General features: G+C 44.9%; 13 protein-coding genes and 1 pseudogene. 7 read left to right on the top strand and 7 right to left on the bottom strand.

The window, feature by feature from the left end:
• Positions 1-5 precede the first annotated feature (5 nt).
• The 5 genes and pseudogenes from B9G69_RS12700 to B9G69_RS12715 all read left to right on the top strand — a co-directional run bounded on the left by B9G69_RS12700 (position 6) and on the right by B9G69_RS12715 (position 1,804).
• On the top strand, positions 6-359 hold the full coding sequence (locus B9G69_RS12700) for a hypothetical protein (protein WP_088614772.1): 354 nt from the start codon (positions 6-8) through the stop codon (positions 357-359).
• 25 nt (positions 360-384) lie between these two features.
• Positions 385-507, top strand: a pseudogene (locus B9G69_RS18205) (XRE family transcriptional regulator); the annotation flags it as partial.
• Between the two features lie 27 nt (positions 508-534).
• Complete coding sequence (locus B9G69_RS12705) at positions 535-729, top strand: hypothetical protein (RefSeq protein ID WP_265437775.1); 195 nt, start codon at positions 535-537, stop codon at positions 727-729.
• 135 nt (positions 730-864) lie between these two features.
• Complete coding sequence (locus tag B9G69_RS12710) at positions 865-1,347, top strand: DUF4442 domain-containing protein (RefSeq protein ID WP_088617112.1); 483 nt, start codon at positions 865-867, stop codon at positions 1,345-1,347.
• 22 nt (positions 1,348-1,369) lie between these two features.
• On the top strand, positions 1,370-1,804 hold the full coding sequence (locus B9G69_RS12715; RefSeq protein ID WP_088614770.1) for a GNAT family N-acetyltransferase: 435 nt from the start codon (positions 1,370-1,372) through the stop codon (positions 1,802-1,804).
• A gap of 17 nt (positions 1,805-1,821) precedes the next feature.
• On the opposite strand, the gene B9G69_RS12720 is transcribed toward B9G69_RS12715, so the two are convergent.
• The 3 genes from B9G69_RS12720 to B9G69_RS12730 all read right to left on the bottom strand — a co-directional run bounded on the left by B9G69_RS12720 (position 1,822) and on the right by B9G69_RS12730 (position 4,695).
• Positions 1,822-2,817: an NAD(P)H-dependent flavin oxidoreductase gene (locus tag B9G69_RS12720; RefSeq protein WP_088614769.1), complete on the bottom strand. Its 996-nt coding sequence runs from the start codon at positions 2,815-2,817 to the stop codon at positions 1,822-1,824.
• Positions 2,810-4,003: a voltage-gated chloride channel family protein gene (locus B9G69_RS12725; protein ID WP_217897673.1), complete on the bottom strand. Its 1,194-nt coding sequence runs from the start codon at positions 4,001-4,003 to the stop codon at positions 2,810-2,812. Before B9G69_RS12725 ends, B9G69_RS12720 begins: the two co-directional genes overlap by 8 nt.
• A 65-nt stretch (positions 4,004-4,068) precedes the next feature.
• The gene (locus B9G69_RS12730; RefSeq protein WP_088614767.1) at positions 4,069-4,695 is read right to left on the bottom strand and encodes a TetR/AcrR family transcriptional regulator; all 627 of its coding nucleotides are present in this window, start codon (positions 4,693-4,695) and stop codon (positions 4,069-4,071) included.
• Between the two features lie 498 nt (positions 4,696-5,193).
• On the opposite strand from B9G69_RS12730, the gene B9G69_RS12735 reads away from it, so the two are divergent.
• Entirely contained in the window at positions 5,194-5,685 is a 492-nt protein-coding gene (locus tag B9G69_RS12735) for a helix-turn-helix domain-containing protein (protein ID WP_088614766.1), read from the top strand.
• A 22-nt stretch (positions 5,686-5,707) separates the two neighbouring features.
• On the opposite strand, the gene B9G69_RS12740 is transcribed toward B9G69_RS12735, so the two are convergent.
• Both B9G69_RS12740 and B9G69_RS12745 read right to left on the bottom strand, forming a co-directional pair.
• The gene (locus B9G69_RS12740; RefSeq protein WP_088614765.1) at positions 5,708-6,679 is read right to left on the bottom strand and encodes a universal stress protein; all 972 of its coding nucleotides are present in this window, start codon (positions 6,677-6,679) and stop codon (positions 5,708-5,710) included.
• 131 nt (positions 6,680-6,810) lie between these two features.
• Positions 6,811-8,337, bottom strand: a complete 1,527-nt coding sequence (locus B9G69_RS12745; RefSeq protein ID WP_088614764.1) for an MFS transporter — start codon at positions 8,335-8,337, stop codon at positions 6,811-6,813.
• Between the two features lie 527 nt (positions 8,338-8,864).
• On the opposite strand from B9G69_RS12745, the gene B9G69_RS12750 reads away from it, so the two are divergent.
• Positions 8,865-10,481 (top strand): fumarate hydratase, encoded by a 1,617-nt coding sequence (locus tag B9G69_RS12750; RefSeq protein WP_088614763.1) that lies wholly within the window; start codon positions 8,865-8,867, stop codon positions 10,479-10,481.
• 13 nt (positions 10,482-10,494) lie between these two features.
• Here the strand turns inward: B9G69_RS12750 and B9G69_RS12755 are convergent, their stop codons facing one another.
• Positions 10,495-11,604, bottom strand: coding sequence for an AI-2E family transporter (locus B9G69_RS12755; RefSeq protein ID WP_265437776.1), 1,110 nt, complete (start codon positions 11,602-11,604; stop codon positions 10,495-10,497).
• Positions 11,605-11,712: 108 nt separating this feature from the next.
• On the bottom strand, positions 11,713-12,387 hold the full coding sequence (locus tag B9G69_RS12760; protein ID WP_088614761.1) for a PilZ domain-containing protein: 675 nt from the start codon (positions 12,385-12,387) through the stop codon (positions 11,713-11,715).
• Positions 12,388-12,485: the final 98 nt, after the last annotated feature.

The following is a 12,485-nucleotide window of genomic DNA, read 5'->3' on the forward strand; positions in this document are numbered from 1 at the left end:
TTTCGATGCAAAAATATTTATTTACTATTGTCTTGATCATCAGTTGTTTTGCATCAGCAGGGCTCAATGAAAAAGCAGTCAGCTGTGTAAAAGTAACGGGGGACACCGCTTTGGTGGTCACTGTTGCAAATAATGAAAATCTAATAGCTGTGGTCTCTGCAGTGGCGAACAAACAGGAGCGCATCATCTTGAATAGGGATGTTGTTCACAATTATAAATATAATTTCTCCTCTTATGAAAGCGCAGATCATGAATTCTATTTGTTAATTTCTCGAATGGATGGAAAAGGACAAATGTTACTGAATGATGGCAGTAACATCCTTTCGGCGGATGACTTAAACTGCCAGGAATTGCAGTAAGTGAAGTTTAGGAAAGTACGCCATGATGTTTTTAAGATATTTTATAAAAGATAAAAGAATTGCTTCTTGTCTTACGCAGCACCAAGCCTCTGTGAGGCTTGGGTATAAATCCTCCCAATTTCTTTCAAATATCGAACTGGGAAAAAGACAACCGCCGATCAGTCTTCTTAAGAAAATGTGTGAAACCTATAACATCGATTTATCTGAAATGCGCAATGTCTATATCTATGATGCTCGAGAAAGAGCTCGGATCGCAGCCGCTCATCGATGGGATTACTATAAGAAAACCCCCGGTTGCAAAAGTTCTTCCTTTGATGAACTTGAATCGGGCGTCTATGAGATCAGCTCTGTAAAGGTGAAGACTGTGTGAGGGAATGGTTTGTCTTCATATGAGAGCTGTCTGTCTAAGGTTATTGTGGTCCCAAACCTGGGAAATGTCAAAATGGTCGGGCCCTCGCTGAAAAGTGCTGGCCCTTATCAAGCCTCGAGTCTTAAGATAAAAGGCATGAATACTAAAATCTTCAAATTTAACGCCTTCCTTGCAGCTTACGGTCTTTTCAAAATCCCTCTTTTGGTATTTATAGGTCCCAAAGTGGTGGAAATGACGGATAAGAAATTCGTTATTAAGATTCCACTGGGCTACCGAACGAAAAACCATCTGAACTCGATGTACTTTGGTGCTTTGGGAGTGGGTGCTGAACTTTCGATTGCGGCCCCCGCAGTGCAGGTGATTGCTGAAAGTAAGCAAAAAATTGACTTCATCTTTAAGGATTTCACAGCCCAATACGGAAAACGTGCTGACGGTGGTGTTCACTTCATCTGCGATGAAGTCGAAGCGGTAAAATCGTTGATCGAAGAAGCTAAGAAAAATCCAGAGCGTCTGGAAAGAAAAATGAAAGGCTATGCTATTGTGCCAAGCAAAAGCCAAGAGCCGGTCATGACCTATGAATTGACTTTGTCTGTAAGAAATCGCTCCCTAAAATCCTAGTCGTGATTTTTTAAGGGTTATCATGTCCATTGAAATTAAAGAAATCCGATATGCTTCCAGCGAGTATCAGCTGGAAGTAAATCTTCGCTATGAAATTTTGCGAAAACCTTTAGGGCTCAAATTTACCCAAGAAGAACTTAAAGCGGAAAAAGACGACATCCATCTCGGAGCCTTTCGCGGAAAGCTCCTGTTTGGTTGCCTTCTTCTAAGAAAACACGACAACACCACAGTAAAAATGCGCCAAGTCGCTGTACAGGCGCATACTCAAGGTACGGGCATAGGTCGCTTATTGGTGGAGGCCTCGGAAACCAAAGCCAAAGAGCTTGGCTATTCAGTGATCGAACTGAATGCCCGAGAAACCGCAGTGCCATTCTATCAGAAGGTTGGTTATGAAACGATAGGTGACACTGTCGGCGTCGCAGGTCTTCCCCATAAAATCATGAGAAAGAAAATCTAAAAAGGTGCGAGGCCTGGTTATTCTCCAAGTTGATTCAGGCTTTTAACGCTGCCTTCGTATTCGGAAATCAGTTTTGCATAGATTTCTCGAACGCTGAGTATTTCTTCGACCAATCCAACGGATTGGCCTGCTGTCCAAACTGTTTTCCATGTGGGTTTGACGGCGGCTTCTTCTAGGGATTTCATGCCCATTAGGTGAATCAATGGAACCATATATTTCTTAGTCAGTTTGTGGTCTTTTAAGATTTTCATGGCCCAAGGCAAATCAGTTCCCATTTTTTGAACATAAGGAGTGTTGATCACCGCGGCTGGAGTGCCAGATACACGAGTTGTCATGACGATGTCTTCCGGAGTCGATTTGATGATGGCATCTTTATAGGCTTGATCTACATCAGCTTCCTTAGAAGCAATAAAGCGAGTTCCGACACTGACACCAGAAGCACCCAGTGCCAAGCATGCCGCGATCATGGAGCCATGGGAAATTCCGCCGGCGGCTATGATGGGAATATTTAATCGAGTTTTAAGCCAAGGAATCAACACAAGTGGGGAGATCGGACCCGCGTGTCCCCCGGCTCCGGCGCCGACGGCGATAACACCATCTGCTCCCAGATCCTGAACTTTTAAAGCATGATCCAGATTCGTAACATCGCAAAATACTTTGGCTCCGTTTTTGTGAGCTTCTTGAATCACGGTTTTTGGATTTCCCAAAGAAGTAATGAATAAGTTCACGCCGTGATCAAGGGCGATTTTTAAATCGTCATTTTGGCGAGTGTTGGATTTATTAACGATGATGTTGATGCCAATGGGTTTATTGGTTTTTTGGCGAATGTCTCTTAATGCGGCTGCGTAATTTTCAAGAGGGCGATAATTCAATGCGGGGAATGTTCCTATCCCGCCAGCCTCACTGGCTTGAGCAACTAGATTTGCATTACTCACCAAAAACATCGGTGCTGCGATGATGGGATAATCAATACCCATCATTTCTGTAAAGGGAGTTTTAATTTTTTTAAGCATGTGTTTTTACCCCAATCCTTTGTGAGTGATAAATGCCTTTGTGTCCGGAGCAGAGATAGCTAACGATACAAGCAACCGCACAGAATACTGCACCTTGAGTTCCAAAAAGTTCCATTGCCATCACGGTGCAAGCAAGTGGAGTGTTCGCAGCACCGGCAAATACACCGACGAATCCCATTCCACTTAATAGTGACATCGGCAAAGGTAAAATCCACGATAGCGCATTGCCTAGTGTCGCGCCCACGAAAAATAACGGAGTGACCTCGCCACCTTTAAATCCCGCTCCCAACGTCACAGCGGTGAACAAAATTTTTAACACAAAATCATAGGCGGGGACGTGTTGTTGAAATGCTTCAACGATGACATGAACTCCTAAGCCCAAATAGCGATCCGATTGCATCAAGGCGGCTAGCACGATAACAATCACGCCGCCCACGAATGCACGGACCATCGGATTATTAATGGCATTTTTAAACAACCGAATCATATGGTGCAGGCTGTAGGAAAAAAGTCGCGCGCAAAGTCCAAACGCAATGCCCGCGAAAACCGCGTAACCCAAGGGTGCCATATTTAAGGGTGCGACCTCAGATATTTTATAAATTGTATGATGAATACCCCACATTGAAGTGACGCGATCAGCGAAGATCGCCGAGGCAAAACAAGGTAATAAAGCTGCGTAACGAAGTCGACCCACGCGCAAAACTTCCAGGCCGAAAATGGCTCCCGCCAAGGGTGTTCCAAACACAGAGGAAAAACCGGCGGAGATCCCTGTCATCAATAAAATTTTTCGTTGCTGCCCTTCAAATTCAAAAAGATGAGTCAGTTGGTCAGATAAGGAGGCGCTCATTTGCACAGCCGTTCCCTCGCGTCCTGCGGAACCACCAAAAAGATGCGTGATCAAAGTTCCTAATAAAACCAGCGGAGTCATTCGTAAAGGAACAACCTGTTTGGGACTGTGGATTTCGTCCAAAATCAGATCAGTTCCTGCGGCAACTGTTTTTCCGTGGCGATGATACATCCAGGCTACTGAAATTCCTGCAACTGGTAATAGCAAAAGCAACCAGGGGTATTCCTGTCTGGTGCGGGTCACGAAATCAAGGGAGGCTAAGAATCCTGCAGAGGTGGTCCCGGCGAGTGCGCCGATGATCAAAGATATTCCAAGCCATTGCAGAACTGATTTAAACAAAAAAATCCCCCTCGATACATTGAGCATACGAGGGGGATTTATAAGCGCAACTAGAATTTTGCTTTTTAAGGTTTCAAATAACGATTGATCAAAATGTAGACTTCTTTTTTGATTTCGTTTTCTCGTTCAGGTGTTTGTGGACCCAAAAGACTTAATTGCAAGATATTATTAAAGCTGCTCACGATGAACAGGGCAATCATCTCGCGATCACGACCTGGAATTTGTGGCATGTGCTGCAATACCGCTTTTTGATAGTGTTCAAAGAACACGCGGCGTGTTTCCCAGTAATCAAGCATTCCTTGAACGCCTTGCAAAGCCGTTCTTAGAGGGCGGTTGTCGTGGAAACGAGCAAAACCGATATCAATAAAGGCATGAATTTTTGCATCCAAGTCAGTGGTTGTTAACTTCGCTAAATTCTCTTCAATATATACCAAGTCTTTTTGCAAAAGATCGTCGATGACAGCAGCTACGATGGCTTCTTTGTTCGCAAAAAATTGATAGAGTGAGCCGATACTAACTCCGGCCATTTCCGCAATCTTATCTGTCGTGATGGCATGATAAGGTTCTTGCACTAAGAGACGTGCACAAGATTCAACAATACTCGCCACAGTTTCTTTAGAGCGTTTTTGTACCGGAATTTTCAACATATACTTTTTATCCGGATTGTTGTGGCTTATTGGACTGGCACCCATACTTCCTCCTTGTCTCGAGGTTTATTAACTAAGCTCAGGTTCATATTCGGCCACGTGGGTTTGATATTCAATACCAGTATCTAAAGTGCTAATTAGTAATACCAAGGAGTCAGCCTAGGATACATGTGAGAATTTTTTCTGAACCATTGTCTCATTCTAATTCATTTTTAAATTGCGGTTAGTTTATTACATGGCCGCAATAATACTACCCTCAATTCCTCATTTTCACGAATTTTTAACACATAATTTGCTGATAAGTTACGCAATTTCCAGGAGATTCCATCTGAAGTCCTTAGGTGCCTGTGTATAATTCCAGTCTGATCAAAATAAACTCATGTTAACTTACAAAACAAATGGGATTCCTTGGAAATGCTTAGTCATTAAGCACGAGACCTAGAGCCTCATATTTGGAAAAGTTCAAGAAATCATGATCAAGATCATTCTGGGTTTTCGGTGGTAAATGGCATAATATGAACTGTTGGACGGGAGGTCCCCAAAATGTGCACTGGTGATAAATTCAGTATGTGTATTCGTAACAGCAAAAATGAAGTTGTTTATCAAAACGAAGCTTCGCAAAAAACTTGCGGTTCTAAAGCCCTGGGTGTCTGCGGGAATACCGCTTGTGCCGAGATGATGAAGCAAGTTGAAGAAACAGCTCCCGTACAAGATGGCATGAGACTTCATAAAGGCCAGCACATTGAAGGTCAGTTCGTCGACGTTATGTTGGTAAAAGACGGCGAGAATATGATCACCTGTCTGTATCCCATCAAAAACGAAGCTGAAAAAGCCTCTGCCCAAGAAGCCTTTTATGTGAATAAGGGCCTCACTCCGAGCGAAATTAAAATTATGCAGATGGTGGGACAGGGTTTGAAAAATCAGGAAATCGCCGACAAGCTTTTCATCTCGAAGGCGACTTTGAAAACTCACTTAAATAATGCTTATAAGAAGCTTCCAGCTTCGATGCGCCCTCAGCAAGGTCGCGTCGCCTAAAGGATCTTCCGCGGTAGCTTTTTTAAGGGGCTGCCGCGTCTCCAAAGCGATCTTCGATATGATCGTAAAAATGTCTGGTCAAAACATACACTGGACACTCTGCTTGGCGAACCACATTGCGTGTAAAGCTGCCTAAGATCGCAGAACTCATTGGCCCACTCTGGGCTTCCATCACAACCAAACCGATATCGTGTTGAGGAATAGCTGCTAAAATGGCTTCATCAATAGATTTATACGAGCTATCAATTTGGTATTGAGCCATCACACCTTCAGTGCGCGCCCAGGTGATCCAGTGTTGTGCACGTTGGGATTGATGCTCAATCTGCTGCTCGACGATTTGTTCAAGACTTAGCATTTTTCCTTTGAAGTTATACACGCGGGGACGCGTGTCCATCTCAAACAAACTTTCAATCGGGCGAGCGATGCAGTGAAAGAGGGTGATTTCTGCATTGAACTTTTTAGCCAAATTCAACACGTGACGGAAATTTTCTTTCGAGTGATCACCGAACTCGGTCGGGAATAAAATATTCGAAATGGGTTTGGAAGCCGAATGAGCTCCCACCACAAAAACCGGTACGTCGGATTCAAGCAATAAGCTTTCGGCGAAACTTCCCAAGATAAAGCGTTGAAAGCCTTGGCGTCCGTGACTTCCCACGACGATCAGGTCAGCATGGGTGCGATCCGCATAATGCGAAAGCGTTTCGGCAGCACCGGAGTGTGATTGAGATGCGTGAGGAATGACCTTAGGTTCAAGCAAGAACGGGAGATTGTAATCCTCTAAAACTTCTTTAAATAGCGCCTCTGCTGTGCGGGAGTGATCTGTGACCCATGTTGGTACTTCATAACTGGGAAGCACGATCTCGTTTTCACGAAGCAAATAGACGGGTTCGATGTCGGCCCCTGTGCTTTCGTGAAGGCGAGTCAAATAGACGGCCATCTTTTGGTTGAGTTCTTTATTGTCTTCAAAGGCATCCATGGCCCAGATGATTCTCATAACGACCTCCCAGTGGCTGTTAAGCACACCTACCTTCAATTCCGCCCGATATCAGGCGCAGAGGGAAGGCCAGGGGAAGCGATTGTGTGAGGATACAAAAAAGGCCCACCATTGGTGAGCCTTTAAAGCTTTTAAGTCGTCGAAGGATTTTCGCTTCGAAGCGCGTTTCCTTGTTCTTTGGCAGCTTCTTGCTCCTGCTTAAGGATGTACTTCTTAGTCGCTTCAGGAAGTTCATTCCACATGCGAAGGGACAGGTACAAACCTAGGAACGAAAAAGGAAGAAGGAACAAAGGCCAGTAGTGCCAGCTTTTTGCTGACAAGTAACCGATGGCCAAGGATTGGATACCTGAACCCAAGTACACACAACCATCTACGATACCAGAAGCCGTGGCTGTCATTTTCTTACCACCGAAGTCAGCAGCAGCTGTACCAGACATCAGAGAATGCACGCCGATAACTGCCAAAGTCATCAAGATCGCACAAGCTCCCACGATGTTTGGTTCTTTAGTAAGGAACACAGACATCAAAATCAACAATACGATCATAGTACCATTGTTGATCGCAGCTGGTGGACCACGACGGGACTGGAAAAAGCGGTCCGACATCATGCCGGCAGCAAAACCACCGATGATACCAGTTAAGCACAGTAGCAGGCCCCAGTTTTTTACGAAGAACTCAGACGCATTATAGAAAGCTTCATCCGTGGCCTTCATTTCATGCGCGAAAACCAAATACCACTGCATGATACCGTTACGAAGAACGCCTGACGTGAAGTCCACAAGAGCGATCGTGTACATAATCGGGTTCGAAAATACTTTTTTAAGAACCAAACCCATTGTGATTTTAACGTTTTCATCATCACCAGAAGAAGCGTCCGCTGTATCGAATTCGCCGAAGTTTGCTTCAGCTGGAGAATCCTTTAAAAGAACCATGTCGATCAAGGCCCAGCAGATCAAAAGGAACGCTGGAATCGTGAACACCAACCATGTGGCATTTGTTGTACCCGTGTCGATCGCAAAGATGTGTTGGATAAAGTTTTGGAAAGCTGTTTTCGTGCCTTCGATGTGAAGCTTCGAGGCCTCCACAATCGCTTGACCCCAGTCGAATGCGAAATACACACCGAAAGAAATCAAAGTACCAAAGATCGCTCCAAAGACGCCGCGTTCACGAACGTGGAACCAGTAAGCTTTTACTTTGATGATAGAAACCGCGCCGTAAGATTGGAAGAACATGTTTAAGGCGAACAAGATCGAGAAAGCGACCACCATGTTCGTTTTCAAACGACCCATGAGGTAAAGATAAGTAGCTCCACCCATGAGTAAGTTCATAATAGATGAACCCAGTGTCGCGATGATGATCCCTTTTTTACCGCCGATTTTATCAACGATCGGACCATTGAGAAGGAACGAAAGGCCGTAAGTGATGGTGCCGGCTGCGAAGATGATACCGAATTGTTCCTTCGTCATCATGTCACCCAAAGCGTTTTTAGAAACGTTCAGGTTGTAGCGTCCCATGTACAAGAAGGCATAAGACATGCCCAATGGAAACCAGTTAACGAAACGACGAATCATAAACTTGCGTGAATGATTCAACGGATTGTTGCTGAAGTATAAAAAAATTACCGCAGCAAGACACAGTCCCACGAGAGCTAAAGCCATGGAGAGCCTCCAAATTTAAATTTGCGAGGTGAAGGTAAGCGATAAATATAAAATATGCAATCGGGTGGAGGAGGATATTCTCTTCACAAACTTTAGGATTCGGTCAGTATCGTCTCAAATGGCTATAAATTCAGCGCATCACGATTTCCCTAGTGCGCCTATCATTCACAAATGGAATTTCTCCTAGAGAATTTACAGAAACAATCCTAAATCGGGCTCAAATTTGGCGCTTTTCACCCATAAGCAAAACTTATGGAAGGTACTAAAATTATCGTTTTGTGCTTATAGGTCCAGGTTGATAAGTTGTGTATCAGAAGGAGACAAAAGGTTTGATTCTCCTCCCTCGGAAAGGTCCTTGGACCCCTCTCGAACGCAGAGAGAGCCCGGTCCCACAAATATTTTGCTGCTTCCGCAGCGTTCGAAGTCCCACCTCAAAGTCCCACCAAATAAGCCTCCCGAGGGCTTGCGCGCGTGCGCGTACGCATCATGCCTTGCCCAGTGGGACGTTGCTGCGTATTCTCAATTGCATGTCATTTAAGTATTTCCCCCTCTACGAAAAGCAAAAAGATAACACTCAATATCGTAAGATCTCCTCAGATCACGTCAGCACCCAAAAAATCGGTGACCGTGAAGTTTTGGTCGTCGCACCTGAAGCTTTGGAGCTGATCGCTCAGGAAGCATTGAGTGACGTGTCGCATTTGCTGCGCTCCGCACACTTACAAAAACTCGAAAATATTCTTCAGGATCCAGAAGCTTCTGCAAATGATCGCTTTGTGGCTGTGGATCTTCTAAAAAATGCGATTATCGCAGCGCAAATGGAGTTTCCTTCGTGTCAAGATACGGGAACTGCCATCGTAGTTGGTAAAAAAGGGGAAAGCGTCTTTACGGGCTTTGATGACAAAGAATATTTGTCTAAAGGTGTTTACAACACTTACCAAAAGCGCAACTTGCGTTTTTCACAAATGGCGCCAATCACTTTCTTTGACGAGAAAAACACCGGAACTAACTTACCTGCGCAGATTGATATCTACTCTGAAAAGGGTGACGAGTATCATTTCTTGTTCTTGGCAAAGGGCGGTGGTTCTGCGAACAAATCTTATTTGCACCAAAAAACCAAGGCGGTTTTAAATCCTGAGGGGTTTGAAAAGTTCGTGAAAGAAGTTTTGGTTTCTTTAGGAACTGCAGCATGTCCCCCATATCACTTGGCCTTCTGTGTGGGAGGAACTTCTGCCGAGGAAACTTTAAAAATCGTGAAATATGCCTCTGCGGGTTATCTGGATGGTCTGCCGACTTCTGGTTCTGAAGGGGGCCGTGCTTTCCGTGATCTTGAGATGGAAAAACAAGTCGAAAAATGGGCTCGCGAATCCGGCATTGGGGCGCAGTTCGGTGGTAAATACTTCGTGCATGATGTGCGCGTGATTCGTCTGCCTCGTCACGGAGCGAGCTGTCCCATTGGTGTGGGCGTGAGCTGCTCTGCGGATCGCAATATTCGCGGCAAGATCACGAAGGAAGGTATCTTCCTTGAACAATTGGAACTTCACCCGGAACAGTACTTACCAAATCATTTGCAAGACACGGCGGCTGAAGCCATCAGCATCGATTTGAATCAACCTATCGAAGAGACATTGAAAATCCTTTCTTCACTGAAAGTGGCAACGCGTGTGATGTTAAACGGTCCTATGATCGTGGCGCGTGATATTGCGCACTCGAAGCTTAAAGAAAAAGTGGATCGCGGCGAAGGTGTGCCAGATTACTTTAAGCAGTACGCGGTCTATTACGCGGGACCCGCAAAAACTCCAAAAGGTTATGCTTCCGGTTCCTTTGGTCCGACGACTTCAGAGCGCATGGATCCATACGTAGATACATTCCAAAGCCTGCGCGGATCAATGATCATGCTGGGTAAGGGCAATCGTTCGCAACAGGTGACAGACGCTTGCCAAAAACATGGCGGGTTCTATTTAGGCTCTATCGGTGGACCAGCCGCACGTTTAGGCAAAGAGTGCATCACGAAAGTGGAAGTTCTAGATTTCCCGGAGCTCGGCATGGAATCCGTCTGGAAAATCGAAGTAAAAGATTTCCCAGCCTTCATCATCGTAGACGACAAAGGAAACGATTTCTTCAAATCATTCCTTCGCAAAGTCTAAAAGGTTCCTGCCTTTAGGTATCGGTTCTTCCATCACTTGTGGAGGCGTGATTGCTGAAGAAAGTGGAGCCGTTGTGCTTGAGATGCTTTAAAAGCAAAGGGATCGCGCCGTAGGCGAGATTCATGATGACGGGTCCCAATAACAAACCAGAGATGCCGAACATCACGATAGCACCGATGACACAAGTGAAGCCGATGACTGGATTGATTTTTTGATCACCAAGATTTCCGGCCAGGAAGGGTTTTAAAACGTTGTCGATAGTGCCTGCGACTGTTGCAACGACTGCCATCCCGATGCCTGGTCCCGTGCGACCGCCGATGAACGCTAAGATCGCGAGCAAGAATCCCACTGGAGCCGCTCCAATAATGGGAATGAATGACACCACAAATGTCACCGTTACGACCAACCAAAAATCACCCTCACCAAAGATTAAGCCGCCAACGCCGATTAAGAAGGCTTGAATCAAGCCAATCACAAAGGTTGAAAACAAGGTGACTGCGCAGGAATCTTTTGCCACTTGGATCAGGGATTCAGTCAACTTTTCATCAACGACGCTGTAGCGTAGTACGAAAGCTTTGATCTGTCCGGCCTTCAATAGCAGGAAATACAAAAACAGAACGAAGATAAAAAAGTTGAATAAAATGCCTGGAAGTTGAGCCACGACGTCCGAGGAATAAGCTAAAAGCCAACCACCGATTTTTTTAAACACGGACTCTGTCATACCCTGTGCTGGAGTCGCCAGATCATAACCGGTCCACTCCGTCGCTTTTTTAAGTAAACCCATTCCTTGGTTTTGCAGGTTTTTAAGTTGCTCCACAATAGGAGAGGATTGAAGGTCCTCTTGTTTGCCAGTGAGATGGACCGTGACTCTGTATAGAGCTAAGGACAACGGAACGCATGCAGCACCCAGGCCCACAAAAACTAAACCGAATACGGTCAGCCAGCGGGGAGCACGGACTCGGTTCGCTATACGGTTTGTGAAGTTGATAAGGCCCATGGCAAAGATGCCGGCCAAGATCAAAGGCACAACGAAAGGCAAATTAATATAAAGGAAAAGCGCACCAAGAATAAAGAGAAGGACCCAAGTAACCAGCTGTGATTTTTCTTTCAACGCATCAATCATGGGGACAATTAAACGCCGTTTCTTGATGGGTGGCAAGGAAAGAGACGCAGGAAGGGAATCAACGATCTAAAAATTCCTACGCCACAGAAAACGTACATTAAATTTTTATTAGACTACGATGGAAGAGAGAAAATGAACTCCCAGTTCTTGAGTTTTTGTGTCTTGGTTCCATTTCGACCAGCGCACTTGTCCTTCTAGAGAAACGAATTCACCTTCGTTGTTCTGATAAGTTAAATTCACGAAGTCCTTTTTTTCGTAAAACGGTGCTTGAATTTTCATGCAAGTACCGTGTTGGGAAAGGTTTTCAAAAGCTCCGCCCAAAATGGGTTGAAAGCCTTTGTTTTGATTTCCTAGTGGCAGTTTCGAAGGGCTTAGAAGGCCTTTTGAGGTGGCCTGTTCGCGACGATCCTGTCGTGACTCCACATTTTTTCCATCTAAGTATTTGTGAATGTTTTTAACCAGGTTTGTTTCTTCAGTTTTCCACATGACGATAAAGTTGTTGTCGGCTCTGAGGCGAATGCGCATGTTGCTAGATAGCTCACTCACGATAAAAAAGATTTTAAGATTCGGCGTCGTTTTTTGTAAGTGCATGTAAAGTTCATAGTGGCGCACTTCCAGGAACGGCAAGAAAGCGACGATGATTTTTTCTGCGATGGTGTCGTCCTTCATTTTTTCACGAAGTTCGTAGGGATTGTCTACGATCTCAGTCTTCAGTGACTTATCTTTTTTTAGTTGAGGTGGTAGTGCGTGAATTCCGTTGATAAATACTTGTGCTTTCATCATTAAGCCCTCCCTTGAGCAAAATCTGAAGTGTGTAGTCAGTGCAGACGTTCCGTGTACTTTGAGACAAAGCAACTTAAGGGCCACTGGTCATTTGCAAA

Origin of the sequence: Bdellovibrio sp. SKB1291214 (assembly GCF_002209355.2) — a bacterium.
GTDB lineage: Bacteria > Bdellovibrionota > Bdellovibrionia > Bdellovibrionales > Bdellovibrionaceae > Bdellovibrio.